The sequence below is a fragment of the Streptococcus equinus genome (assembly GCF_049393735.1).
Taxonomy (GTDB): Bacteria; Bacillota; Bacilli; order Lactobacillales; family Streptococcaceae; genus Streptococcus; species Streptococcus equinus_G.
Map to the genome: position 1 here is coordinate 813463 of NZ_CP185946.1, position 25519 is coordinate 838981.

Below are 25519 nucleotides of genomic sequence, written 5' to 3' on the forward strand. Positions count from 1 at the left end.
TTTATTATTGAATATTAATTTTGTTTTTTAGTAAGTAGTGGGTAGCAAGGTAGAAGATAATGCCTTCAATGAGATTTTCAACAATTGATAATGGAAGTAAGTCCCAGCTTAAATTGTTATCAATCAATTGTCCACTAGTTAGTTCAGAAATAATAATTAAAATAATGCTTAGAACACAGTATGAGATAAAAGCCACTAAACCTCGTTTGTTAGCGAACAGCTGTCCGATTGAAATAGCTAGATAAATCATCAATATTCCAGATAGTACTGATGTAATTTCAAGAAGAAGTAGCAAGAACCAATCTTTAAGTGTGAGCATTTTTCCAATTTGTGGGAGTATTGCTAAGAAATGTCCTAATCCAGAAATTGGTAGGATTAGTATTGTAATACCAATCAGCACAATCAAGAGATTAAAAGCAGTCCAAATCCCTGATGCGACAAGTTTAGATAAAATGATTTGGTGTGTTGATACAGGTAATGTCAGAGTGAGATAACCTTCTCGACCAAAGAGATTTTTATAGAAACGTCTAACGATGATAACTACAGTAGCAATACAAGCACTTGCAACTAGCACTCCAAAAATCAAAGCTAAAATGATTGGAATTAATTGTGCAAAGTTATTGGAGCTAATGTTTGAATGTTCTTCAGCAAAGTTTGTTAGAGATTTAATACTGAAGCCAAGGAAGAATGACATAGCAATGATTGAAGCATTAAGAGCAAAATACCACTTACCAACGGATTTTAGTTCATATTTTAAAAGTTTTGAAAACATAACTCCCCCTAAGCTTTGTAAGTTTCACGGAAAAGAGAATCGATAGATTTTCCGTGTTCTTCACGAATATCATCAGTATTGCCTTGTAAAATGATTTTACCGTCTTTTAGGAAAATAATCTCATCAAGAATTGGTTCAATTTCTGAGATTAAGTGCGTTGAAATAATGACAGAGGCATCTTCGCAATAATTATTGATGATAGTGCGCAAAATATAATCACGAGCAGCAGGATCAACCCCGCCAATTGGTTCATCGAGAATATATAGTTTTGCTTGGCGGCTCATGACTAAAATTAATTGGACTTTTTCCTTGTTCCCTTTTGATAAGTTTTTAAGAATATCCTCAGGATTAAGATTTAAATCTTTTAAAAGATGTTCGGCTTTTTCACGAGAAAAATCTTCATAAAAATCTTCGAAAAAAGTTAATGCATCTTTGATTTTCATATCATCTCTGAGATATGAAGTGTCAGGTAGGTATGAAATAATTTTTTTAGTATCAGCAGAAGGACGGTAGCCGTCAACAACGATTTCTCCACTTGTTGGGTGAAGAAGCCCGTTAATTAGCTTAATAAGCGTAGTCTTTCCGCTTCCGTTTGGTCCAAGTAACCCAATAATTTTTCCAGCAGGTAAACTAAGGGTCACATCATCAACAGCTACATGTTTTTTATATTTTTTAGTAACATGATGTAGTTGGAGTAATTGACTCATCCTATTTTATCTCCTTAATATACGATTCTAATACAGTCACAATGTCGTCGATATTATATCCCATTTTTTGCATGTTATTAACAAATGATTGAAGTTCTGCTTCAGCAACTTCACGACGTTTTTGCATAATCAAGTCTTTATCATCGGTAACAAAACGCCCAGAAGTTCGTTGGGAGTAAACCATTCCTTCGCGTTCTAACTCTGAAAAGGCACGTTGCATAGTGTTGGGATTGACGCCAGCTTCTTCAGCTAATTCGCGAACTGTTGGGAGTTGATCACCGCTTTTTATTTCTTGGCTAATAATTTGCATTTTAATGTGCTGTGCAATTTGGACATAAATAGGTGATTTTTCATCAAATTTCCAGGACATACGATAACCCCTTTCTATATTAAAATTAAAGAAGTCTTGTACTACATTCATGGTACAAAAATAAGTTTGAAATGTCAAGGAATCAGAAGCTCTCAACAATGATTTGGACTAAATCACAAATATGCTTTCATTTTTAGTGTATAATAGGATAGAAGAAGTAAATCGAGGAAAGGAGAGCACCTTATGTTTGCCCAATTAGACACCAAGACAGTCTATTCTTTTATGGACAGTTTAATTGACTTAGAAGGCTATGTTAAAGAAGCAAAAGTATTAGGCTACCAAACTGTTGGGATTATGGACAAAGATAATCTCTATGCCGCCTTTCATTTTATTGAAATAGCTAAACAGCAGGGACTGCGTCCAATTCTAGGTCTAGAATTGACTCTTGATGTTCAAGAAAATCTTTCAATGACGTTCTATTTGATTGCGCGTGATACTCAAGGTTATAAAAACTTGATGAAGGTATCCAGTCGTCAAATGACAACAGGAATTCAACTTGAAGATTTAAATGATTATTTGCAAGGGCTAGCAGTTGTCATTCCTTATTTTGAGGATTTAGAAAGTATTAGCATACCATTTGAATATTATATTGGTGTCAATGTTCATTCTGAGCAAAGAGAATATAATAAACCAATTCTTCCTTTACACACAGTTCGGTATTTCAATACTAACGAAGTAGAAACGCTGCATATGCTACATGCCATTCGAGATAATGTTAGTTTAAAGGATGCTCCGTTAGCACCACAAAACCAACATTTGGTAGCTTGTGATATTCTAACACAGGCTTTTGAACAGAGATTTCCAAAGGCATTAAAAAATCTTGAAGAGCTTGTTTCTACTATTCAGTACGATTTTAATAGTGAGTTGAAATTGCCAAGGTTTAACCGTCAAAAGCCTGCTCAAGAAGAGTTAGTCGAGTTGACTCAATCAGGACTTAAAGAAAAAGGACTTTGGCTACCAGAGTATCAAGAACGATTATCAAAAGAGTTATCTGTCATTCACAAAATGGGATTTGACGACTATTTCTTAATTGTTTGGGATTTATTGCGTTTTGGTCGTAGTCGTGGCTATTATATGGGAATGGGACGTGGTTCTGCAGCAGGAAGTTTAGTTTCTTACGCTCTTGATATTACAGGGATTGATCCAGTTAAAAATAACTTGCTTTTTGAACGTTTCCTAAACGAAGAACGTTATAGTATGCCGGATATTGATATTGACCTACCAGACGTTTATCGTAGTGAATTCCTTCATTATGTGCGCAATCGTTATGGAAGTCTTCACTCAGCTCAGATTGTGACTTTTTCGACATTTGGTGCCAAGCAGTCTATCCGTGATGTTTTTAAACGTTTTGGAGCGCCTGAACACGAACTGACTAATATTACTAAAAAAATCAGCTTTAGAGATAATTTGACGACAGTTTATGAAAAAAATCTTTCTTTCCGTCAGATTATTAATTCAAAAATTGAGTACCAAAAAGCGTTTGCGATTGCTAAGCGAATTGAAGGTAACCCACGTCAAACTTCTATCCACGCAGCCGGTGTCGTTATGAGCGATGACAATCTGACAGAACATATTCCACTAAAAGCTGGTGAGGATATGATGATAACTCAGTATGATGCTTCTGCAGTTGAGGCTAATGGTCTTCTTAAAATGGACTTCTTGGGCTTACGTAATCTTACCTTTGTTCAACGAATGCAAGAAAAAGTAGCAAAAGATTATGGTGCTAATATTGACATTAAATCCATTGATTTAGAGGATGAGAAGACACTTGCTCTTTTTGCAGCTGGAAGAACAAAAGGAATCTTTCAGTTTGAGCAAGCTGGGGCAATCAATTTGCTAAAACGTATTAAACCACGTAAATTTGAAGATATTGTTGCAACTACGAGTTTAAATCGTCCAGGTGCTAGTGATTATACTGAGAATTTTATTAAACGACGTTTTGGAAAAGAAGCAGTTGATTTGATTGATCCGCTAGTTGCTCAAATCTTAGAGCCAACTTACGGCATTATGCTATATCAGGAACAAGTTATGCAGATTGCTCAGGTATATGCTGGCTTTACTCTCGGAAAAGCGGATTTGTTGCGTCGTGCTATGTCTAAGAAAAAAGTTGAAGACATGAAAAAAATGGAAAGTGAATTTTTAGAGGGGGCACAAGCTCTAGGTCGTCCGCTTGATGTCGCAAAAGATTTATTTTCTCGTATGGCAAAATTTGCTGGGTATGGATTCAATAGAAGTCATGCCTTTGCCTACTCAGCATTAGCTTTCCAACTTGCCTACTTTAAGGCTCACTATCCTGCGGTCTTTTATGATGTCATGCTCAATTATTCAAGTGCAGACTATATAACTGATGCGCTTGAATCAGAGTTTAATGTCAATAAGATTGATATAAATACTGTTCCGTATAATGACAAGATTTCAGATGGACGTATTTACCTTGGATTGAAGAATCTTAAAGGTGTTCCACGTGACATGTGTTATTGGATTATTGAAAATCGTCCATTTTCAAGTATTGAAGACTTTTTAACTCGGCTACCTGAGAACTATCAGAAAAAAGAGTTTGTCATTCCATTGATTGAAATTGGTGCCTTTGATATTTTTGAAAACAATCGTCGTAAGATTATTGAAAATTTAGAACCATTATCTATGTTTGTAAATGAGCTAGGAAGTTTATTTGCAGAAGCTTCTTACAATTGGATTGAAGTAGAAGATTTTCCAAGTGCAGAGAAGTATCGTCAAGAACAAGGACTGCTTGGTGTTGGTATCAGCCCGCATCCCCTTTTGGAGATTGCCAAAAAATCATCAATTCCATTTACTACTCTAGCTGATGTGCATGAAAATACTGAGGCAACAATTCTTGTTGAGTTGAGCCAAATTCGTGTGATTCGAACAAAAACTAAAGGGGAACAAATGGCGTTTTTAAATGTTTCTGATACTAAGAAAAAATTTGATGTTACACTGTTCCCAGAAGTATTTGCCCACTATAAAGATAAGCTCCAAGAAGGTAGATTTTATTATTTGACTGGTAAAATCCAAAAGCGTAATGACAGATTGCAAATGATATTGAACCGTGTTCAAGAAGCAAGCAGTGAACGTTTATGGTTGCTGGTAGAAAATCATTTACACGACACAGAAATATCGCAAATTTTATCTCAGTTTCCTGGTAATATTCCCGTCATTTTGCACTATCAGGATAGTAAACAGACATTGCAGAGTCAAAAGCATCTAGTTCGCAAGGACGCTGAATTAGCACAGGCATTAGAACCATATACACTGAAAACGATTTATCAATAATTTTTTAGTAAAAATAAAATAAAGTAAAGCATTTTACAAAGTAATGTGCTATAATAAGAACGTTAGATTAATAAAAGGAGTATTAGCAAAATGAAACGTATTGCTGTTTTGACTAGTGGCGGCGACGCTCCTGGTATGAATGCTGCTGTTCGTGCAGTTGTTCGTAAAGCAATTAAAGAAGGAATGGAAGTCTTCGGAATCAACCGCGGTTATGCTGGTATGGTCGATGGCGACATTTTCCCATTGGACGCTCAAAGTGTTTCAAACATTTTGTCTCGTGGTGGTACGTTCCTTCAATCAGCTCGTTACCCTGAGTTTGCAACTCTTGAAGGACAACTTGCTGGTATCGAACAACTTAAAAAACACGGCATCGAAGGTGTCGTTGTTATCGGTGGTGACGGTTCTTATCACGGCGCTATGCGCTTGACAGAACACGGATTCCCAGCAGTTGGTATCCCAGGTACAATCGATAACGATATCGCTGGTACAGATTACACACTAGGGTTTGACACAGCTGTTAACACAGCTATGGAAGCTCTTGACAAAATCCGTGATACATCTTACAGTCACAAACGTACTTTCGTTGTTGAAGTAATGGGACGTAACGCTGGTGATATCGCTCTTTGGGCAGGTATTGCTTCTGGTGCTGACCAAATCATCATTCCTGAAGAAGAATATGATATCAACGAAGTTGTTGCAAAAGTTAAAGATGGTTACGAAAACAAAGGTAAAGAACGTCACCTTATCGTTCTTGCTGAAGGTGTAATGCATGCAGAAAAATTTGCAGAGTTGATGAAAGAAGCTGGTGATACTAGCGACCTTCGTGCAACAAACCTTGGTCACATCCTTCGTGGTGGTGCACCATCACCTCGTGATCGTGTTCTCGCTTCTTGGATGGGTGCTCACGCTGTTGAATTGCTTCAACAAGGTCGTGGTGGACTTGCCGTTGGTATCCACAACGAAGAATTAGTAGAAAGCCCAATTCTTGGTACAAAAGAAGAAGGTGCTCTATTCTCATTGGCAGAAGATGGTAGCATTATCGTCAACATGCCACACAAAGCACGTCTTGACTTCGCTAAATTGAATCGAGACATCGCTCATTTATAGTATAGTATTTATAGATTAAAAATTATTGTTATTAATAGTCGTTCATTCGGCTTAAAAATAAAGGGAGTTTCATATTATCATGAATAAACGCGTAAAAATCGTTGCAACACTTGGTCCTGCGGTAGAACTCCGCGGTGGTAAAAAATTCGGTGAAGACGGATATTGGGGTGAAAGCCTTGATGTTGAAGCATCAGCACAAAAAATCGCTCAATTGATTAAAGAAGGTGCAAACGTCTTCCGTTTCAACTTCTCACACGGTGACCACGCAGAACAAGGTGCTCGTATGGCTACAGTTCGTCGTGCAGAAGAAATCGCTGGTCAAAAAGTTGGTTTCCTTCTTGATACTAAAGGTCCTGAAATCCGTACAGAACTTTTTGAAGGCGAAGCTAAAGAATATTCATACAAAACTGGTGAACAAATCCGCGTTGCTACTAAACAAGGTATCAAATCAACTCGTGAAGTTATCGCTTTGAACGTTGCTGGTGGTCTTGACATCTTTGACGACGTTGAAGTTGGTAAACAAGTCCTTGTTGACGATGGTAAACTTGGTCTTCGCGTTGTAGCTAAAGATGACGCAACTCGTGAATTTGTTGTTGAAGTTGAAAACGATGGTATTATCGCTAAACAAAAAGGTGTAAACATTCCTTACACTAAAATCCCATTCCCAGCTCTTGCTGAACGTGATAACGCTGATATCCGTTTTGGTCTTGAACAAGGTCTTAACTTCATCGCTATCTCATTCGTACGTACTGCAAAAGACGTTGAAGAAGTTCGTGCAATCTGTGAAGAAACTGGTAACGGACACGTTCGTTTGTTCGCTAAAATCGAAAACCAACAAGGTATCGAAAACATTGACGAAATCATCGAAGCTGCTGATGGTATCATGATCGCTCGTGGTGACATGGGTATCGAAGTTCCATTTGAAATGGTTCCAGTTTACCAAAAAATGATCATCACTAAAGTTAACGCAGCTGGTAAAGCAGTTATCACAGCAACAAACATGCTTGAATCAATGACTGAAAAACCACGTGCAACTCGTTCAGAAGTATCTGACGTGTTCAACGCTGTTATCGATGGTACTGACGCAACAATGCTTTCTGGTGAATCTGCAAACGGTAAATACCCAGTTGAAGCTGTTCGTGCGATGGCTACAATCGATAAAAACGCTCAAACTCTTCTTAACGAATACGGACGTCTTGATTCATCATCATTCGCTCGTACTTCTAAAACAGAAGTTGTAGCTTCAGCAGTTAAAGATGCTACAAGCTCAATGGATATCAAACTTGTAGTAGCTCTTACTGAATCTGGTAACACTGCTCGTCTTATCTCTAAATACCGTCCAGATGCTGACATCTTGGCTGTAACATTTGACGAAAAAACTCAAAAATCATTGATGATTAACTGGGGTGTTATTCCAGTTGTAACTGAAAAACCTGCATCAACTGATGACATGTTTGAAGTTGCTGAAAAAGCTGCTCTTGAATCTGGATTGGTTCAATCAGGTGATAACATCGTTATCGTCGCTGGTGTTCCTGTTGGTTCAGGTGGTACAAACACAATGCGTATCCGCACTGTAAAATAAGGTGGTAAGTCAGAAATCTTTGATTTCGTTGACGCACCCCCGTCAGGAATGCTAGGATGGTCACAGTTCTTTGAACGAAGAGCATCCAGCAGTCTACGACGAAAATAAGGAGTCCTATCATATCAAGCTTTACAGCCTGTTTGATAGGGCTTTTTTTATGCCAAAATAGTAGCAAGGGGCACAAAAGGGGCAAAAGAGTTCTACATAATTTCGGTTTAGCTCTGTGTTAAAATTCACATGCATACTTTTTTTATACTTCAAAACATGTTATAATAGAAAAAGAATAGGAGAAATTATGGTTAAACGCGATTTTATACGAAATATTATTATAGTTTTAATTGCCATTTTGGTACTCTTTCTGTTGCGAATTTTTGTATTTTCAACATTTAAGGTGCATAAAGATGCTGCTAATTCTTATTTGTCGAATGGCGATGTAGTAGTAGTTAATCGCAATCGTGAGCCGCGTTATAAAGACTTTATCGTTTATAAGAAAGATGATATCTTTTATATCAGTCGTGTTGTTGCGACAGCTGGACAAAGCGTGACCGTAATGGATGATATTCTTTATGTTAATAATGAAGTTAAAGAAGAACCTTACATTGGTAAAATTAAATCTGAGTATTCTTCAACATCAGATACTCAGCAGCCATTTACTTCTGATTTTTCTGTAAGTACTATTACCAACGGTAAATATGATAAAATTCCTAAAGGTTATTATTTGGTATTAAATGACGATCGTCAAAATACAAATGATAGTCGTGATTTTGGTTTAATTAAAGAAAGTCAGATTCGTGGTGTTGTAACGTTTAAGATTTTGCCACTTAATAAATTTGGATTTATTACAACAGAGTAGTTTAGCTGCTCTGTTTTTTGTAACTTGTACCAATCTATAATTGGTATAGTTAAAATCATACCAATTAAATTATTGACAATGTTATATCAAAGTTATATACTGTTCCTGTAAGGTTTTGGAGAGTCTTTATTAGACTATACCAATTCAATTTTTTAAGAAAGAGATAGCAAGATTTTTCTTGCTAAAGGTAATAAATATGTGTGGTATTGTTGGTGTTGTTGGAAATAAAAATGCAACAGACATCTTAATGCAAGGTCTTGAAAAACTTGAATATCGTGGCTATGATTCAGCAGGAATCTACGTAACTAACGGTTCAAATCAAGGACGTTTAATTAAATCAGTCGGACGTATTGCTGACCTACGTGCTAAAATCGGGATTGACATGGCAGGTTATACTGGAATTGGTCATACTCGTTGGGCAACTCATGGTCAACCAACTGAATCAAATGCTCACCCACATACATCTGAAACTGGACGTTTTGTCTTGGTTCACAATGGTGTTATTGAAAACTATCTACAAATTAAAGAAACATATCTTTCAAATCACCATCTAAAAGGTGAAACTGACACTGAAATTGCGGTTCACTTGGTTGGTGAATTTGTTGATCAAGGTCTTTCAGTTCTTGAAGCTTTCAAAAAAGCTTTGAACATTATTGAAGGTTCATATGCTTTTGCGCTTATTGACGCTGAAGATTCTGATACTATTTACGTTGCTAAGAACAAATCACCACTTTTGATTGGTTTAGGTGATGGCTATAACATGGTATGTTCTGATGCTATGGCGATGATTCGCGAAACAAGTGAATTTATGGAAATCCATGATAAAGAGTTGGTTGTTTTAACAAAAGATTCTGTATCAGTTATGGATTATGATGGAAATGCTGTAGAACGTGATTCTTATACAGCTGAGCTTGATTTGTCTGACATCGGTAAAGGAACATATCCTTACTACATGTTAAAAGAAATTGACGAACAGCCAACTGTTATGCGTAAATTGATTACAGCTTACACAGATGAAAATAGCAACGTTACTGTTGATCCTGAAATCATCAAAGCAGTTCAAGAAGCTGACCGTATCTATATTTTAGCTGCTGGTACTTCTTACCACGCTGGTTTTGCATCAAAATCATTCCTTGAAACATTGACAGATACTCCAGTTGAGCTTGGTATTGCTTCAGAATGGGGTTATAACATGCCATTGTTGAGTAAAAAACCACTGTTTGTGATGATTTCTCAATCAGGTGAAACTGCTGATAGCCGTCAAGTTTTGGTTAAAGCTAACCAAATGGGAATTCCAAGTTTAACAATTACAAACGTTCCTGGGTCTACCTTGTCACGTGAAGCAACTTACACAATGCTTTTACATGCTGGCCCTGAAATCGCTGTTGCATCAACAAAAGCTTATACAGCTCAAATTGCTACACTGGCTATTTTGGCTAAAGCAGTTGGTGATGCTAATGGAAATAAAGCTGCTGCAGAATTTGATTTGGTACACGAACTTTCAATCGTTGCGCAATCTATCGAAGCCACGCTTTCTGAAAAAGATAAAATTGCTGAAAAAGCAGAAGCACTTCTTAAAGAAACACGCAATGCGTTCTACATTGGACGTGGTTCTGATTACTATGTTGCTATGGAAGCAAGCTTGAAACTAAAAGAAATTTCTTATATTCAATGTGAAGGTTTTGCTGCTGGTGAGTTGAAACACGGTACAATTTCATTGATTGAAGAAGGTGTTCCTGTTATTGCTCTTATTTCTAGTAATCCTGTCCTTGCTTCACACACTCGTGGTAATATCCAAGAAGTCGCAGCACGTGGAGCAAGTGTTCTTACAATTGTTGATGAAAGTCAAGCTCGTGAAGGTGATGATATTATTGTTACGACAGTTCACCCATTCTTGTCTGCTATCGCCATGGTTGTGCCAGCTCAATTGATTGCTTACTATGCAACACTTCAACGTGGTTTGGATGTTGATAAACCACGTAACCTCGCAAAATCTGTAACCGTTGAATAAAGTTCTTGCCAAATTTTACTTTCTAAGGTAGAATGGATAATGTAACTTTTTGCTAAAGGACAGCTAAGAAAGTTATAGCTATTTTTGATAAGGAGAAATTATGTCTTTACCAAATTGTCCAAAATGTAACTCTGAGTATGTTTACGAAGATGGATTAATGTTAGTTTGCCCAGAGTGTGCTTATGAATGGAACCCAAGTGATTCAGTTGAAGAAGAAGATGGCTTGGTTGTTCTTGATAGCAACGGTACTCGTCTTGCTGATGGTGATAGTGTTACTATCGTTAAAAACTTGAAAGTAAAAGGTGCACCAAAAGACCTTAAACAAGGAACACGCGTGAAAAACATTCGTCTTGTTGAAGGTGATCACAATATTGATTGTAAAATCGATGGCTTTGGTGCAATGAAATTAAAATCAGAGTTTGTCAAAAAACTATAATGAATTTTAAAGCTACGAGCTTCTCTGCTCGTAGCTTTTTTATAAATATGTATCTACATAGATATATTTATGTAAAATCTTTTTATTTTTATTAGATGTAGTGAGAAATTATTCTTGATTACTCCCAATTTACTGTAAAATCTGATATAATAAGAAGTACTATCAATTCTTTTTAGGAGAAAATATGTCATATATTTCACAAATTCTGCCTAGCTTGTTAGATGGTGCAGCAGTGACATTGCAAGTTTTTTGTATTGTTATTGTGTTATCAATTCCATTTGGTGCTATCTTAGCTTTTTTGATGCAGATTAAATTTAAACCGTTGCAATGGTTGTTGACTCTCTACGTGTGGATCATGCGTGGAACTCCATTGTTACTACAATTAATTTTCTTTTATTACGTTTTGCCAAGTGTAGGCGTTGTTATGGATAGACTTCCTGCAGCTATTTTGGCTTTCACGTTGAATTATGCAGCTTATTTTGCTGAGATTTTCCGTGGTGGTATTTCAGCTATCCCTAAAGGGCAATATGAAGCTGCTAAAGTTTTGAAATTAAATCAACTTCAAACGATTCATTACATCATTTTGCCACAAGTTTTCAAAATTGTTTTGCCAAGTGTTTTCAATGAAATCATTAATCTCGTTAAGGATTCTTCACTTGTTTACGTGCTTGGTGTTGGTGATTTGTTGCTTGCTAGTAAAACAGCAGCCAATCGTGATGCTTCTTTAGCACCTATGTTTGTAGCGGGAGCTATTTACTTATTGATGATTGGTATTGTAACACTAATTTCAAAACAAACTGAGAAAAAATTTGATTATTACAAATAAGAGGTGACCAGATGTTAGAATTAAAAAATATTTCAAAACAATTTGGTCAAAAAAAGATTTTTGATCAATTTAATTTGACCATTGAAGATGGGAAAATTTTGTCATTAGTAGGTCCTTCAGGTGGTGGTAAAACAACTTTGTTGCGCATGCTTGCTGGTCTTGAAACAATTGATTCAGGTGAAATCATTTATAATGGAGAAGTTGTTCCAATTGATCACTTGGAGACGCTTAACTTATTAGGATTTGTTTTCCAAGACTTTCAATTGTTCCCACATTTATCTGTATTAGATAACTTGATTTTATCACCTGTAAAAACAATGGGAATGTCAAAAGAAGAAGCAAAAGAAAAAGCTTTAGGTCTTCTTAAACGTCTTGGCTTAGGTGAACATGCGGATGCTTATCCTTATTCATTGTCTGGTGGTCAAAAACAACGTGTGGCTCTAGCACGTGCGATGATGATTGATCCTCAGATTATCGGATATGACGAACCGACTTCAGCGCTGGATCCTGAATTGCGCCAAGAAGTTGAAAAATTGATTTTACAAAATCGTGAAGCAGGAATGACACAAATTGTGGTTACCCATGATTTGCAATTTGCTGAAACAATTTCAGATCACATTTTAAAAATTAATCCAAAATAACAGAAAGTTTATTAGGTGTGTTTATGAAAATCAAAAAAATTCTTTTAAGTGCTTTGGTGCTAGTTTCGACTGTAGCGCTAGCTGCTTGTGGTTCATCGACTTCTAAAAAAACTGCTAAAACAGATCAATGGAGTACTTACGAAAAAGACGGTAAGATTACAATTGGTTTTGATAATACCTTCGTTCCTATGGGATATGAAGACGAAGATGGTAAAAATGTAGGTTTTGATATCGATCTTGCAAATGCTGTATTTGCTGAATATGGCATTAAAGTCAAATGGCAATCAATCAATTGGGATATGAAAGAAACTGAATTAAACAATGGGACAATTGATTTAATTTGGAATGGTTATTCAATCACAGATGAGCGTGCTGAAAAAGTTCTTTTTACAAAACCATATATGGTTAACGAACAAGTTCTTGTAACGAAGAAATCTTCAGGAATTACTGATTTTAAAGGCATGAAAGATAAAGTTCTTGGTGCTCAATCAGGTTCATCAGGTTACGATGCTTTTAACGCTAACCCTAAAGTTCTGAAAGATATTGTTTCTGGCGGGGATGCAACACAATATGAAACGTTCACACAAGCATTGATTGATCTAAAAAATGGTCGTATCGATGGTTTGTTGATTGATAAAGTTTATGCTAATTACTATCTTGAACAAGAAGGAGATCTTGACAAGTATAATATTATTTCAAGTGAGTTTGAAGGTGAAGACTTTGCTGTTGGAGCTAGAAAAGCTGATAAAACACTTGTTAAGAAAATCAATCAAGCATTCCAAAAACTTTATAAAGACGGTAAATTCCAAGAAATTTCAAATAAATGGTTTGGAGAAGATGTCGCAACTGATGCCGTCAAAAATTAAAAAAGAAAGTTCTAAGTTTTTACACTTAGAACTTTTTCTTATTGTTGTTGAGAATCATTTTGCGGTGTGATTTGATGGAAAACAAGGAACCAATTTTCCTTACGTCTCCAAATACTTGTATGGGTTTGTCCATCAAGTTTATAGGTGATGAGTTTTGTTTTTTGGCTAATTGAAGTCATCTCAAAGCCTTCAAAATTACTCATGTAATGTTTGGCACGTGAAACCATTTCATATTTTGTATAAGATTGCCCATCAGCATCAACGAGTTTGAAGTTATCTGAAATCAATTCTTCGTAATCAGGGATTTTTGCAAGAATGGTTTTCTCTGCTTTAAATAGTTTTCGATAGACATTATCCCAAATTTCATCTTCTGGGATAGAACCAGGCTCAACGTGAACATCAGTATCATAAACTGAAAATTCTTTTCGAAGAATATCTTCGATTTGTTCAGTGACTTCATGGCTTTCATAAACTGATAAATCTGGGTTCATTTCAACAACGATGTCAAGGTAGATATTGCTTCCGTATGAGCGACCGCGTTGAGATTTTACATTTGAAACTTTTGGAAGTTTTAAAATTGCTTCCTTGTATTTTTTTAGTTCTTTTTGATCAAAACCATCTGATAAACTAAAGGCACTTTCCATAAAGATATCGTAGGCTGTTTTCAAAATGAAGTAGGTAATAACGATAGCAGCCAGTCTATCAATGATAACTAGATTAAATGAAGCGGCTAGAATAGCGATAGAAGTACCGATTGATGTTACGGCATCAGATAAGTTATCTTTTGAAGCGGCGAGAAGAGCGCTTGATTTGACACGTTGAGAGAGGCGCTTATTGTGGAGATAAACACCATACATGATTAAAGCAGAGATGACTCCGATAATGGCACCTTCTGGATCAAGTGGTGTTAGGCTGCCTGTGATAATTTTTTCGATGGTTTGAAAGAGAACTTTAAAACCAATGTAAAACATGATAAAGGAAGTGATTAAGCTTGAAAGATCTTCGATTTTCCAATGTCCAAAACGATGGTCTTCATCAGCGGGTTTACTAGCTAAATGCAAACCGATTAAAAGGACAACATTTCCTAAAATATCAGACAAGTTGTTAAAACCATCAGCGATTAAAGAAGATGAATTTAGAAAATAACCAGTGATTAATTTTAATAAAGTAATGACAAAGTATGCGACAATACTGACAATTGGTCCACGCTTAGCTAAGCGAAGATTTTCTTCTGGTGTTGACATATAATGCCTCCTTTGCTTGAAATGGCGGTATGTATATTAAATTAAGGCTACCTTCTATTATATCACTAAAAGTAGTTCATGGGACAAAAGAATACTGTCAAGAAGCGCTTTCTTAACAGTATTCTTCTGAATTTGAATAGAATAAAAGACTAGGTTTTATTCCTAGTCTTTATTTTGGAAATTACTAAAATATTGTTTAGTTTCTTTGATAATAATTGGTGAGAGAGCAAGTAGGGCAATCAAGTTTGGAATGGCCATCAAACCATTAACGATATCAGCGATAACCCAGATTGTTTCAAGACTAATGTATCCACCCAAAGCAACCATGATAATAAAAATAATACGGTAAATTAAAATTGCTTTTGTACCAAAAAGAAATTCGAAACAACGTTCTCCGTAGTAGCCCCATCCAAGAATTGTCGTAAATGCAAAGAGAATCAAACTAATTGTCAATGCATAAACACCAAAGTTTCCAAAGACAGTAGAGAAAGCTGATTGCGTTAGAGTTGCTCCATTGAGGTTGCTTGTCCAGCCACCAGTAACGATGATTGATAGACCTGTTAGTGTACAAATAATGATGGTATCAATGAAAGTACCAGTCATAGAAACAAGACCTTGTTCAACGGGTTCTTCGGTTTTGGCAGCAGCAGCAGCAATTGGTGCAGAACCAAGACCAGATTCATTTGAGAAGATACCACGCGCAATACCAGCTTGGATTGCTGTAATAACAGTAGCTCCTGCAAAACCACCTGTGGCAGCTCTACCAGTAAATGCTGATTTCATTACTAAAGCAATACTTGGAATGATTTGGTCGTAGTGAAAAGCAAGGATAGTAATAGTTGCAAGAATGTAAATAATTGCCATGAATGGTACAATTTTTTCAGCAACTTTTGAAATTGATTGAATACCACCAAAGATAATAATACTAACTAAAACAGCTAGAACTAAGCTAATGATTTTTGGTGACCAACCAACAGTATTACTGAGAGAATCGGTAATTGAGTTAACCTGAGTAAATGTACCTGAACCAAATAGTGCAACCATGACACCAAAGATTGAAAAGGCAATTGCTAGAGGTTTCCAGTGTTTTCCCATACCATTAACGATATAATGCATTGGACCACCAGCAATCTCACCATTTGCGTCTGTTGTACGGTATTTAATCGCCAAGACACCTTCTGAGTATTTAGTTGCCATACCGAAGAAAGCGGCTATCCACATCCATAGAAGCGCACCAGGACCACCAAGTTTAATAGCTGTTGCTACACCTACGATATTTCCGGTACCAACTGTAGCGGCAAGAGCTGTAGCAAGGGCTGCAAAACTTGAAATATCACCTTTTCCTTTCGCTTCAGATGCGAAAATAAGTTTTAGAGCTTTTGGAAGTCGAAAAACTTGCAGCAGGCCTAAGCGAATAGATAGATAGATTCCTGTTCCGACAAGCAGAACAAGAAGAGGCGGTCCCCAGACTAGACTGTCTAAAGACGATAGAAAATTATACATAATCAAACTCCTAAGTCAGTCATAGTACTATAATCATTGGTTAAAGGGTAAATCTTCAAATGATTCTTTATCTTTTAGCCATTAAATAAGTACTACTTAATTAAAATTTTCTTCCCATTTTCAGAAAAAATAGAATAATTTCAACTAATTAATTATATAGATAGAATGGGGTTTTGTCAAATTTTCTTCTATAGAATGTGTCAAAAATGGGTCTATTTTACTGCTATTTTGGACAATTTCAAGAAAAAGTTTCAGATAAACTGAGATTATTTCGCTGATATTTTGTTATAGTATCAGTTATTAAGATTATAGTGATAGAAAACACTTACATTTCCAGTTATAATACAAGAGTAAACTAAAGTATGAGGTGAAATAATATGACAAAACAATTTCCAAAAGATTTTTTGTGGGGCGGTGCAACAGCTGCTAATCAATTTGAAGGAGCATGGAATGTTGATGGACGTGGGCCAGCAACCTCTGATACTTCACGCGCTGTAGCTCCAGAAGAACGAAAATCAATGGGAAGTGAATTTAATACACCAATGAATCGTGCAAAATTGGATGCTGCCTTAAATGATAAAGAAGGTCTTTATCCAAAACGTTGGGGTTCTGATTTTTATCACCGTTATAAAGAAGACATTGCTCTTTATGCAGAAATGGGCTTCAAGACTTTTCGTATGTCAATTGCTTGGTCACGTATTTTCCCAAATGGTGATGATGCAACACCAAATGAAGCTGGTTTAGCTTTTTATGATAAAGTTTTCGATGAGTTAAATAAATATGGTATTGAACCACTTGTAACACTTTCTCATTATGAATTTCCAATTCATTTAATTACAGAATACGGCGGTTGGAAGAATCGTAAGGTGATTGATTTCTTTGTTCGCTACGCAGAAACTGTTTTTAATCGTTACAAAGATAAAGTTAAATATTGGTTAACGTTCAATGAAATTAACATCATTGGAATGACTGGTTACCTTTCTGGTGGACTTTTGTTTGAAGATGGAAAATTAAATCTTCAAGAAATGTATCAAGCAGCACACCACCAATTTGTGGCATCAAGTCTTGCTACAAAAGTTGGTCATGAGATTAATCCTGACTTTAAGATTGGTTGTATGTTAGCTCGTATGCAAGCTTATCCTGCAACATGTAATCCTGACGATGTCATGGAAGAAATTAAAAAAGACCATGAAAATCTATTCTTCTCTGATGTTCAAGTTCGTGGTAAATACCCTTCATACGCAAAACGTTTCTTCAAAGAAAATAATATTAAACTTGATATTGCTGAAGGTGATCTTGAAATCCTTGAAAAATACCCTGTTGATTTCATGTCATTCTCATATTATATGAGTTCAATTGCTCGTAAACAAAAAACTGGTGAAGCAACAGCTGGGAATTTAATCTTAAGCGAACCAAATCCATATCTAGAAGCATCTGATTGGGGTTGGCAAATCGATCCAGTTGGTCTTCGCATTACACTTAATAAACTTTATGATCGCTATCAAGTGCCACTTATGGTTGTCGAAAATGGCCTTGGTGCCCTTGATAAAGTCGAAGAAGATGGTTCAATTCACGACCAATACCGTATTGATTACCTTCAATCACACGTTAAACAAATGTATGAAGCAATTGAAGATGGTGTTGATTTGATGGGTTACACTTGGTGGGGTTGTACAGACCTTGTTTCGGCATCAACTTCTGAAATGTCAAAACGTTACGGATTTGTTTATGTCGATGCGGATGACCAAGGAAATGGTAGCTTTGACCGCTCACGTAAGGATTCATTCTTCTTCTATAAAGATTTGATTGCGTCACGTGCTGCCAATATTTTAAATGATTAATAAAGTTAAACTCAGCTGCGAACGTCAGCTGAGTTACTTTGCTGTAAGGAGTAGAAATGGTAAAAACATTTTATTTAATGCGACATGGACAAACGCGTTTTAATGTACAGGGACGAATTCAAGGAGCGTGTGATTCTCCTTTGACAGAACTTGGTATTGAGCAAGCAAAAGCAGCAAGGCTTCATTTTGAGGAAGAAGGAATTACCTTTACTCGAATTTATTCTTCAACGCAGGAGCGTGCTTGTGATACCGCAGAGCTTGCAACTGGAAGAGATGATTACATTCGTTTAAAAGGAATTAAAGAAATGGATTTTGGCTCTTATGAAGCTCATCAAGAGTATTTAAATCCACCTGTTCATCGTGAAGATGGTTCTGGTTATCGTGATTTCTTTGTGCGTTATGGTGGTGAGTCAAATATTCAGGTTTACGAACGTATGAATCGGACGATTCGTGACGTATTAGAGCAAAGCAATGATGATGAGACACTCTTATTTGTCAGTCATGGTGGAGCTATTACGCAGTTTTATCTTCATGCAACAAAAAATCCGCCTGTTTTAAAGAAACGCATGTCAAATTGTGCAATTCTGGAGATTGCTTACGATGGCACAGACATGGAAGTTAAATCGATTTACGACCCAGTTGAACGTGAGTATATTTTTAGATAGAAAAAGAGCCCTTGTTATTCAAGGGCTTATTATTTATTTAAATGATTTATAATGTTTTCCAAGTTGCATTTTGATATCTTAAGGTAAAGTCTTCGGTTTCTGATAGGAATGAGTTAGAGCCGAAAACAACAGTGAAATTACCTTTTGAATTTGGATTAACTGTGATTAGTGACCCAGTATTTGATAGCGTACTGTCTGAAGCAAAAACAGAATCATATGCCAATGAGTTTTGTTTTGAGTCATATAAAAAGAATTCCTTAGTGTCTATGGTCACAGGTGTTGCGCTGTTGTTAGTTACAGAAATTGTTACCGTTGCATTATAGTTACTAGTGCTTTTTGTAACAATCATATCAGTATGTTTTACATCAGGTTCATTAGCAAAAAGAACCAGTGGAAGTGAAGTCACTTTGTCTTCAAAATAAGAAATTTCATCATCACGGTTTGCCCAGAAGTTAACGGCATGTTTTGTGATGCTATCATTTCCAAGCCTTTGAGAATATTGGAATAATGTTTGGTACATAGAGCGATTGTTCTTTTCCTCTATGAGTGTGTTATTTTCATTTCTCAAGGTTAAAATTTCTTTTCTTAAACCAGAGACAGTTTGATGAACTTGGAAAGCATTAAATGAAAAAGCAAGCAAAGCTATGCTTAGTATTGTAATGATAGTTGGATAATGTTTTTTCTGAAAAGACTTTTTAAACATGTAAAAAGCATTCCTCCTAGTTTTTGATGATAATGCTACTAGTAGAAGCATTATGAGGAAGTCATCTCGCATGGCTTAACATCAATTAGTTTTGGGGCAAATGATGTTGCTTTAGAGATAACTCAAATGTGCTACATTTTGCGGCAAAAAATTTACCTTCTGCAACAGAAAGTATTCTATCACAATACTATAGACAGTACAATATGATAAAAATTAGAATTTTCTAATCATGACGGTCAATAAACAAGAATGACTTACTTTTTGGTATAATTAATTAAAATAAAACTAGTAGGAGGCGCTATGAAAATTGAGAAAAAACATGTTTATTATATAGTGATTGCTTTTGCAATTTGTTATGCAATTCAGGCCTATTGGAACGCTGGTGCATCAATTATTTCTACGATTTTTAAGGCAAGTCAACCCTTTATGATTGGCGCAGGTATTGCGTATATTGTCAATATTGTGATGAGCCTTTATGAGATGATTTTTACATATCTGATTAAAAATAAGCACCTATTAAAATTAAAACGTGCAGTTTCGATGATTCTAGCTTATCTCACGTTCATCTTGCTTATTAGCTGGCTATTTTCAATTGTATTACCTGATTTGATTGCAAGTATCAATTCTCTTTTGAAGATTGACACTAGTGGTTTTTCAAAATTTATCAAGGAAACAAGTGACAATAAAGCTGTACAAGATTTTCTTGCTTATTTCGGGTCTTCATCAGATATTACGGAAACCATATCAGATTACAGCAAGCAAATTTTGAATCAGGTTTTAGCTGTTCTAACAAATATTTTAACTTCGGTGAGCACCATTGCATCGACTTTGTTAAATGTCTTCATTAGTTTTGTCTTTTCAATTTATGTTTTGGCAAGTAAGGAGCAGTTAGGACGTCAGTTTAATCTTTTGATTGATTCTTACCTTGGAAAATACGCTAAAACTGTGCATTATGTTTTGGATATTTTGCATAAGAGATTTCATGGTTTCTTTGTCGGTCAGACTTTAGAGGCTATGATTCTTGGAAGTTTAACGGCTATTGGTATGTTTTTGTTTAAATTGCCATATGCAGCCACAATTGGTATTTTAGTATCTTTTACGGCGCTAATTCCAGTTGTAGGAGCCTATATTGGTGTGACAATCGGATTTATCCTTATTGCGACACAAGACGTGTCACAGGCGATATTCTTTGTTATTTACCTGGTTGTTCTACAGCAATTCGAAGGAAACGTAATCTACCCACGCGTGGTGGGTGGTTCAATTGGATTACCTGGTATGTGGGTACTGATGGCAATTACCATTGGTGCGTCACTATGGGGAGTTCTAGGAATGCTTGTTGCAGTACCGTTAGCAGCAAGCTTATATCAAATGATTAAAGATAACGTCGCAAAACGTCAGAAAAATCGGCTACAATAACTAAAAATAAAAGGAAATACCTTCAACTTACGAATAAATAAGTGGAGGTATTTTTATGTACACAATTGAGATGAAAGCAGATGCCATGCTACCGCGTGAGCGTTTGAGAGATTTGGGTGCAGAGCAATTAAGTAATCAGGAATTATTGTCGATTTTATTACGTACAGGCACAAAGACCAGACCTGTTTTAGAAGTAGCAAATGATATTTTAAAACATATTGATAGTTTGGCTGATTTTCAGCATCTATCCTTACAAGAATTGCAAAAAATTAAGGGAATTGGTCACGTTAAATCTATTGAAATTAAGGCAATGCTTGAATTAGCTAAGCGTATCAGTAAGGCTGAATATATTCAAAAAGAGCGTATTATGAGCAGTGAACGCTTAGCTAGAAAAATGATGCTAGAGCTTAGCGATCAAAAGCAAGAGCACTTAGTGGCAATCTATTTAGACACTCAAAATCGAATTATTGAACAACGCACTATCTTTATTGGGTCTGTTCGACGTTCGATTGCTGAACCACGTGAGATTTTGTATTATGCTTGTAAAAATATGGCAACTTCAGTTATTATTGTCCATAATCACCCCTCTGGTTCGCCAGAGCCAAGTGAAAATGATTTGCGTTTTACTGAAAAAATTAAGCGTTCTTGTGAAGATCTTGGTCTTATTTGTTTAGATCATATCATAGTAGGTAAATACCAATATTATAGCTTTAGAGAAGAAACCGATGTTTTATAGACAAATAAAAGAGCCTGAGAAAAACTCTCAGACTTTGAAAAAAGTATTTAAATACTAAATTTCTTAGGCAACATACTATTGATTTGATTGACTCATAAAATAAAGAAGTGTTTGTAGTTCGCTAGTCAAATCAACATATTGAACGATAACATCTTTAGGGACATTGAGGTGTACAGGTGAAAAACTTAGAATTCCATGGATTCCAGCTTCAACCAAAATATCGGCAACTTCTTGAGCTTTAGTACTTGGTACGGTTAAAATTGCTGTTTCGATCCCTGCTTCTTGAGCATGTTCTTTAAGAGAAGAGATGCCATAGATTGGAATACCGTCAGAAGTTTGATGTCCGACAATCTCGTTATCATCTGTATCAAAAGCCATTGCAATTTGCATTTTATTACGGTCATGGAAACGGTAATGAAGTAGTGCACGTCCGATATTTCCGCATCCTACCAAAAGCACATTTGTTGTAGAATGGTCATTTAAAATATCAGCAAAGAAATTCATTAATTTTTTGACGTCATAGCCAAAGCCGCGTCGTCCGAGTTCACCGAAATATGAAAAATCTCGACGAACTGTTGCAGAATCAATTCCCATAGCATCCGCAATTTGTTTTGAACTTGCTTTTTCAACATTATCAGTATTAAAACGTTTGAAAATACGATAATAAAGCGAGAGTCGCTTAGCTGTTGCTTTAGGAATAGATTTCTCAGTAGTCACAATACCATCTCCCTTTCACTTACTACATCTATTGTAACAAAAACTTTGTGAAATTAAAAACAAATTTTTGAAATAATTAAAAAAACAACTCTTTATCTACTCGGAAGCAGATGAAGAGCTGTTCTTTTTTATTTAACTTCTTTTTTTGTGAAAATATCACGTTCAACGAGACTATCCATCAAGAAGTAGAATTTTTCTTGGAGGATTTTGTTGTCTTCAGATTTGAAGATGTTGACAAAACGTAGTCCAGATTTATCGGTAATGCTTAATTTAAATCCTGTTAAATCTTTGTTGATTGTGATTTTCAACGGAAAACCATCGCCTGAGTTGGGAACTTTTTCCAATAGGCGAGTTAATTCGTAATTTCCGATACGGTTTTGAGTAAAGGTTGTATCACGAAGTGTATATTTTTTGATGTTATTGCTAATAGCATAGCTGTAAAGACAGTCTTGTAATGTGATTTCTTTTTCAAATGCCATCCTAGTTTCCTACGATTTCTTTTAATTTTTTTGCGAGTTCTTGAACTTCTTCGATAGTATTGAGTTCTGAGAAGCTAACTCGGATTGATTCAGTTAAACGATGTGAGTCGTCACCGTATAAGCTTGCCAAAACATGACTTGGATCAACGGTACCAGCGGTACAAGCAGAACCTGTCGAAACGGCAATTCCTTCTAAGTCAAGACGTGTTAGAAGCATACCGTTGTTTTGATTTGGAAAACCAATGTTAAGCACGTGTGGCATTTTATTTTGGCTACCATTGATATAGTAATCTAATCCAGAAATGCCATCAAGAAAGGCTTGATTAAGCTCTTCAACGTGCTCAAAGTTTTTGTCTTTGTTAGCAACGGCATCTGATAAGGCTTGTGCCATACCAGTAATACCAATCATATTTTCAGTGCTGGCTCTTCGTTTGTCTTCTTGTTCACCACCATGGAGTAAGTTATCAAAATGTTGGGGTGTTGTGTAAAGGATACCGACACCTTTTGGTCCATGGAATTTGTGAGCAGAAGCAGAAAGAAAGTCAGCTTTAATGTCTTCAGGGAAAACATCAATTTTTCCGATAGCTTGAACAGCATCAACGTGAAAGGCTGCTTGGTGGTCTTGAAGGAGTTCACCAATTTCTTTAACTGGAAGTAAATCACCAGTTTCATTATTTGCAAACATTGTGCTGACTAAGATTGTGTCATCACGCAAAGCGTCAGCAACTTGTTTAGCAGTAATCTGGTTATTTTCAGGTTTCAAATAAGTGACTTCAAAACCAAAGCGTTCTTTCAAGTACTCCACTGTATGAAGTACAGAGTGATGTTCAATAGAAGTTGTAATAATGTGCTTACCTTTAGCTTGATTAGCAAGGGCATAACCCTTGATAGCTGTATTGTTGCTTTCAGTAGCACCTGATGTAAAGATAATGCGGCGTGGGTCAGTTTTTAAAGCTGAGGCAATGGCTTGGCGAGCTGAACGAAGACGCTGATTAGCGCGACGTCCAATGCCATGAATGCTTGATGGATTACCAAAGTCATTCGCCATAATTTCTGTCATTGCATCAATAACAGAAGGAGTGAGAGGGGTAGTTGCAGCATTATCAAGATATATCATATATTATTTAGTCCTTTTTAGCGTTATATGAGAATAGTGGGCTGAGCGGAGCTTTTTCGTGGATACGAGTAATCGCGTCAGCAATCAATTGGCTTGCAGAAAGGTATTTAATATTTTTAGGCAAGCGTTCTTTAGTATCGACAGAGTCAGTTACTAAGATTTCTTTGATTGGAGCAGCATCAAGGCTATCAGCAGCAGCGCCAGCAAATAGTCCGTGACTTGCTACTGCATAGATTTCTGTTGCGCCACCACGTTCAACGATTTTCGCTGCTTCAGCAAATGTTTTACCTGTATTTAGGATATCATCGATAAGGATTGCTTTTTTACCAGCAACATCACCAATGATGTAACCTTCTTCGCGGTGTGAGTCATCTTCAGCGTAGTCGATGATAGCGATTGGTGAATCAAGAGTTTGAGCTAAGCTACGAGCACGTTTGATACCAGAGTTTTTAGGGCTGACAACAACAACGTCTTCACCTTTCAAACCTTGTTCGCAGTAGTATTTAGCAAACAATGGAACAGTAAAGAGGTTATCAACTGGGACATCAAAGAAACCTTGTACTTGGACAGCGTGAAGGTCAAGAGTCAAAAGACGGTCAACACCAGCTTTTACTAGCATGTTTGCAATAAGTTTAGCTGTGATTGGTTCACGTGATGCAGCGATGCGGTCTTGACGTGAGTATCCGAAGTAAGGGATAACGACATTGACAGTGTGTGCGCTGGCACGTTTACAAGCGTCTACCATAATCAATAGTTCCCAAAGGTTATCATTAACAGGGTAGCTAGTTGATTGGATGATGTAGATATCATCTCCACGAACTGTTTCTTCGATGTTAATCATGATTTCGCCGTCTGAAAACTTGCGTGTTGATACTTTTCCAAGAGGGACACCTAAAGAATCCGCAATTTTTTGTGCAATCTCTACGTTAGAAGATAGAGAAAAAAGCTTGAATTGTTTGTCGGCGTAAAGTTCTGCCATGATATAAATAAACTCCTTTAAAATTAATACTTATATTTTACCAAAAAAAATGAAATAATTCAGCATTTTCTAAGGAAAAGCGTGTTTAATTTCGCTTAAGTGTTGCACTAAAGCGAGCGACTTTGCTTTTAGCATACTTGAAATCAATGTCATGCTGAGCTAGAAACTCATCAAAGTCTTTTTTGCCTTTTTCGGCATTTTCAACTTCGAGTTCAAGTTCATAGTCTTTGATATCAGCATATTGGTTGCTATCAAGTGCCATAAGGCCAATGTTTGTCATCGTTTCTCGACGTGTTGTTGTAAGGCTACCGAAGTTTTTTAAGCTTGATAATTTTACACCGTTTTCTTCGATAAGCTTAAGAAAGTCAACGTCAGGAAATTTTCCAGACTTAATAATACTTTTTGCTTCTTCGACGCTTAAATCATAGTTGTATTCCAAATTTCCGACTTCTTTTGGAATTTTTAGGGTGATTTCAGCACGATTTGGCAATGTCCGGATACGAAGTGACATGCGGTGAGCTTTCATGTCAAAATTATCTGAATCAAAGTAATAGTTAGTCTGCGTTACAGGTGTAACATGAGACAATTGACTGTTGAGACGATTGAATTCGTCTTTAGTGAGTAACGTTTTGTACTCAATTTCAAGGTGTGTCATAA

At 36.3% G+C, this 25519-nt stretch carries 24 protein-coding genes; 13 read left to right on the forward strand and 11 right to left on the reverse strand.

Annotation, left to right across the window (positions count from 1 at the left end; translation table 11 throughout):
* Nucleotides 1-4: 4 nt before the first annotated feature.
* Genes ACNTMY_RS04100 through ACNTMY_RS04110 form a run of 3 tightly spaced genes read right to left on the reverse strand, consistent with a single transcriptional unit; the run spans nucleotide 5 to nucleotide 1849 of the window.
* Entirely contained in the window at nucleotides 5-772 is a 768-nt protein-coding gene (locus ACNTMY_RS04100; protein WP_423216750.1) for an ABC transporter permease, read from the reverse strand.
* Nucleotides 773-780: 8 nt separating this feature from the next.
* Nucleotides 781-1479, reverse strand: a complete 699-nt coding sequence (locus tag ACNTMY_RS04105) for an ABC transporter ATP-binding protein (RefSeq protein WP_423216751.1) — start codon at nucleotides 1477-1479, stop codon at nucleotides 781-783.
* A 1-nt stretch (nucleotide 1480) separates the two neighbouring features.
* A complete protein-coding gene (locus ACNTMY_RS04110; protein ID WP_423216752.1) occupies nucleotides 1481-1849 on the reverse strand; it encodes a GntR family transcriptional regulator in 369 nt (122 codons plus the stop codon).
* Nucleotides 1850-2032: 183 nt separating this feature from the next.
* On the opposite strand from ACNTMY_RS04110, the gene ACNTMY_RS04115 reads away from it, so the two are divergent.
* The 9 genes from ACNTMY_RS04115 (at nucleotide 2033) to ACNTMY_RS04155 (ending at nucleotide 13462) form a co-directional block, all read left to right on the forward strand.
* Complete coding sequence (locus ACNTMY_RS04115) at nucleotides 2033-5140, forward strand: DNA polymerase III subunit alpha (RefSeq protein WP_423216753.1); 3108 nt, start codon at nucleotides 2033-2035, stop codon at nucleotides 5138-5140.
* Between the two features lie 90 nt (nucleotides 5141-5230).
* A complete protein-coding gene (pfkA, locus tag ACNTMY_RS04120; protein ID WP_039690839.1) occupies nucleotides 5231-6247 on the forward strand; it encodes a 6-phosphofructokinase in 1017 nt (338 codons plus the stop codon).
* Nucleotides 6248-6326: 79 nt separating this feature from the next.
* Nucleotides 6327-7829, forward strand: coding sequence for a pyruvate kinase (pyk, locus tag ACNTMY_RS04125; protein ID WP_423214585.1), 1503 nt, complete (start codon nucleotides 6327-6329; stop codon nucleotides 7827-7829).
* A 295-nt stretch (nucleotides 7830-8124) separates the two neighbouring features.
* Nucleotides 8125-8682: a signal peptidase I gene (gene lepB / locus ACNTMY_RS04130; protein WP_021142186.1), complete on the forward strand. Its 558-nt coding sequence runs from the start codon at nucleotides 8125-8127 to the stop codon at nucleotides 8680-8682.
* A gap of 196 nt (nucleotides 8683-8878) precedes the next feature.
* Complete coding sequence (glmS, locus tag ACNTMY_RS04135; protein ID WP_423216754.1) at nucleotides 8879-10693, forward strand: glutamine--fructose-6-phosphate transaminase (isomerizing); 1815 nt, start codon at nucleotides 8879-8881, stop codon at nucleotides 10691-10693.
* 100 nt (nucleotides 10694-10793) lie between these two features.
* Complete coding sequence (locus tag ACNTMY_RS04140; RefSeq protein WP_021142189.1) at nucleotides 10794-11129, forward strand: zinc ribbon domain-containing protein YjdM; 336 nt, start codon at nucleotides 10794-10796, stop codon at nucleotides 11127-11129.
* Nucleotides 11130-11313: 184 nt separating this feature from the next.
* Complete coding sequence (locus ACNTMY_RS04145) at nucleotides 11314-11955, forward strand: amino acid ABC transporter permease (RefSeq protein WP_004231457.1); 642 nt, start codon at nucleotides 11314-11316, stop codon at nucleotides 11953-11955.
* Nucleotides 11956-11966: 11 nt separating this feature from the next.
* Nucleotides 11967-12596: an amino acid ABC transporter ATP-binding protein gene (locus ACNTMY_RS04150; RefSeq protein ID WP_423216755.1), complete on the forward strand. Its 630-nt coding sequence runs from the start codon at nucleotides 11967-11969 to the stop codon at nucleotides 12594-12596.
* Nucleotides 12597-12619: 23 nt separating this feature from the next.
* On the forward strand, nucleotides 12620-13462 hold the full coding sequence (locus ACNTMY_RS04155; RefSeq protein WP_423216756.1) for an amino acid ABC transporter substrate-binding protein: 843 nt from the start codon (nucleotides 12620-12622) through the stop codon (nucleotides 13460-13462).
* A gap of 38 nt (nucleotides 13463-13500) precedes the next feature.
* On the opposite strand, the gene ACNTMY_RS04160 is transcribed toward ACNTMY_RS04155, so the two are convergent.
* Complete coding sequence (locus ACNTMY_RS04160; protein WP_423216757.1) at nucleotides 13501-14706, reverse strand: cation diffusion facilitator family transporter; 1206 nt, start codon at nucleotides 14704-14706, stop codon at nucleotides 13501-13503.
* Nucleotides 14707-14868: 162 nt separating this feature from the next.
* Nucleotides 14869-16209 carry an alanine/glycine:cation symporter family protein gene (locus tag ACNTMY_RS04165; RefSeq protein WP_423216758.1) on the reverse strand — a complete coding sequence of 447 codons (1341 nt, stop codon included), beginning with the start codon at nucleotides 16207-16209 and terminating at the stop codon, nucleotides 14869-14871.
* 377 nt (nucleotides 16210-16586) lie between these two features.
* Between ACNTMY_RS04165 and ACNTMY_RS04170 the strand changes: the two genes are divergently transcribed.
* Entirely contained in the window at nucleotides 16587-18050 is a 1464-nt protein-coding gene (locus ACNTMY_RS04170) for a glycoside hydrolase family 1 protein (protein ID WP_423216759.1), read from the forward strand.
* A gap of 56 nt (nucleotides 18051-18106) precedes the next feature.
* Nucleotides 18107-18715, forward strand: a complete 609-nt coding sequence (locus ACNTMY_RS04175) for a histidine phosphatase family protein (RefSeq protein ID WP_423216760.1) — start codon at nucleotides 18107-18109, stop codon at nucleotides 18713-18715.
* Between the two features lie 46 nt (nucleotides 18716-18761).
* Here ACNTMY_RS04175 and ACNTMY_RS04180 read toward each other — a convergent pair whose 3' ends face one another.
* Nucleotides 18762-19418, reverse strand: a complete 657-nt coding sequence (locus tag ACNTMY_RS04180) for a hypothetical protein (RefSeq protein WP_423216761.1) — start codon at nucleotides 19416-19418, stop codon at nucleotides 18762-18764.
* 300 nt (nucleotides 19419-19718) lie between these two features.
* Between ACNTMY_RS04180 and ACNTMY_RS04185 the strand changes: the two genes are divergently transcribed.
* Complete coding sequence (locus tag ACNTMY_RS04185; RefSeq protein ID WP_423216762.1) at nucleotides 19719-20834, forward strand: AI-2E family transporter; 1116 nt, start codon at nucleotides 19719-19721, stop codon at nucleotides 20832-20834.
* A gap of 55 nt (nucleotides 20835-20889) precedes the next feature.
* A complete protein-coding gene (gene radC, locus ACNTMY_RS04190) occupies nucleotides 20890-21570 on the forward strand; it encodes a RadC family protein (RefSeq protein ID WP_423216763.1) in 681 nt (226 codons plus the stop codon).
* Between the two features lie 75 nt (nucleotides 21571-21645).
* Here radC and ACNTMY_RS04195 read toward each other — a convergent pair whose 3' ends face one another.
* The 5 genes from ACNTMY_RS04195 to ACNTMY_RS04215 form a co-directional block, all read right to left on the reverse strand.
* Complete coding sequence (locus ACNTMY_RS04195; protein ID WP_004231474.1) at nucleotides 21646-22287, reverse strand: redox-sensing transcriptional repressor Rex; 642 nt, start codon at nucleotides 22285-22287, stop codon at nucleotides 21646-21648.
* Between the two features lie 128 nt (nucleotides 22288-22415).
* A complete protein-coding gene (locus tag ACNTMY_RS04200; RefSeq protein WP_423214591.1) occupies nucleotides 22416-22766 on the reverse strand; it encodes a DUF1831 domain-containing protein in 351 nt (116 codons plus the stop codon).
* Nucleotide 22767: 1 nt separating this feature from the next.
* A complete protein-coding gene (locus tag ACNTMY_RS04205; protein ID WP_423216764.1) occupies nucleotides 22768-23883 on the reverse strand; it encodes a cysteine desulfurase family protein in 1116 nt (371 codons plus the stop codon).
* A gap of 7 nt (nucleotides 23884-23890) precedes the next feature.
* A complete protein-coding gene (locus tag ACNTMY_RS04210) occupies nucleotides 23891-24862 on the reverse strand; it encodes a ribose-phosphate diphosphokinase (RefSeq protein WP_423216765.1) in 972 nt (323 codons plus the stop codon).
* 85 nt (nucleotides 24863-24947) lie between these two features.
* Nucleotides 24948-25517, reverse strand: coding sequence for a CYTH domain-containing protein (locus ACNTMY_RS04215; RefSeq protein ID WP_024344164.1), 570 nt, complete (start codon nucleotides 25515-25517; stop codon nucleotides 24948-24950).
* Nucleotides 25518-25519 lie beyond the last annotated feature (2 nt).

Bases quoted from the DNA above. Each gene is read 5' to 3' on its own strand.
- ACNTMY_RS04100 (WP_423216750.1), bottom strand. From the start codon at position 772: ATGTTTTCAAAACTTTTAAAATATGAACTAAAATCCGTTGGTAAGTGG.
- ACNTMY_RS04105 (WP_423216751.1), bottom strand. From the start codon at position 1,479: ATGAGTCAATTACTCCAACTACATCATGTTACTAAAAAATATAAAAAA.
- ACNTMY_RS04110 (WP_423216752.1), bottom strand. From the start codon at position 1,849: ATGTCCTGGAAATTTGATGAAAAATCACCTATTTATGTCCAAATTGCA.
- ACNTMY_RS04115 (WP_423216753.1), top strand. From the start codon at position 2,033: ATGTTTGCCCAATTAGACACCAAGACAGTCTATTCTTTTATGGACAGT.
- pfkA (WP_039690839.1), top strand. From the start codon at position 5,231: ATGAAACGTATTGCTGTTTTGACTAGTGGCGGCGACGCTCCTGGTATG.
- pyk (WP_423214585.1), top strand. From the start codon at position 6,327: ATGAATAAACGCGTAAAAATCGTTGCAACACTTGGTCCTGCGGTAGAA.
- lepB (WP_021142186.1), top strand. From the start codon at position 8,125: ATGGTTAAACGCGATTTTATACGAAATATTATTATAGTTTTAATTGCC.
- glmS (WP_423216754.1), top strand. From the start codon at position 8,879: ATGTGTGGTATTGTTGGTGTTGTTGGAAATAAAAATGCAACAGACATC.
- ACNTMY_RS04140 (WP_021142189.1), top strand. From the start codon at position 10,794: ATGTCTTTACCAAATTGTCCAAAATGTAACTCTGAGTATGTTTACGAA.
- ACNTMY_RS04145 (WP_004231457.1), top strand. From the start codon at position 11,314: ATGTCATATATTTCACAAATTCTGCCTAGCTTGTTAGATGGTGCAGCA.
- ACNTMY_RS04150 (WP_423216755.1), top strand. From the start codon at position 11,967: ATGTTAGAATTAAAAAATATTTCAAAACAATTTGGTCAAAAAAAGATT.
- ACNTMY_RS04155 (WP_423216756.1), top strand. From the start codon at position 12,620: ATGAAAATCAAAAAAATTCTTTTAAGTGCTTTGGTGCTAGTTTCGACT.
- ACNTMY_RS04160 (WP_423216757.1), bottom strand. From the start codon at position 14,706: ATGTCAACACCAGAAGAAAATCTTCGCTTAGCTAAGCGTGGACCAATT.
- ACNTMY_RS04165 (WP_423216758.1), bottom strand. From the start codon at position 16,209: ATGTATAATTTTCTATCGTCTTTAGACAGTCTAGTCTGGGGACCGCCT.
- ACNTMY_RS04170 (WP_423216759.1), top strand. From the start codon at position 16,587: ATGACAAAACAATTTCCAAAAGATTTTTTGTGGGGCGGTGCAACAGCT.
- ACNTMY_RS04175 (WP_423216760.1), top strand. From the start codon at position 18,107: ATGGTAAAAACATTTTATTTAATGCGACATGGACAAACGCGTTTTAAT.
- ACNTMY_RS04180 (WP_423216761.1), bottom strand. From the start codon at position 19,418: ATGTTTAAAAAGTCTTTTCAGAAAAAACATTATCCAACTATCATTACA.
- ACNTMY_RS04185 (WP_423216762.1), top strand. From the start codon at position 19,719: ATGAAAATTGAGAAAAAACATGTTTATTATATAGTGATTGCTTTTGCA.
- radC (WP_423216763.1), top strand. From the start codon at position 20,890: ATGTACACAATTGAGATGAAAGCAGATGCCATGCTACCGCGTGAGCGT.
- ACNTMY_RS04200 (WP_423214591.1), bottom strand. From the start codon at position 22,766: ATGGCATTTGAAAAAGAAATCACATTACAAGACTGTCTTTACAGCTAT.
- ACNTMY_RS04205 (WP_423216764.1), bottom strand. From the start codon at position 23,883: ATGATATATCTTGATAATGCTGCAACTACCCCTCTCACTCCTTCTGTT.
- ACNTMY_RS04210 (WP_423216765.1), bottom strand. From the start codon at position 24,862: ATGGCAGAACTTTACGCCGACAAACAATTCAAGCTTTTTTCTCTATCT.
- ACNTMY_RS04215 (WP_024344164.1), bottom strand. From the start codon at position 25,517: ATGACACACCTTGAAATTGAGTACAAAACGTTACTCACTAAAGACGAA.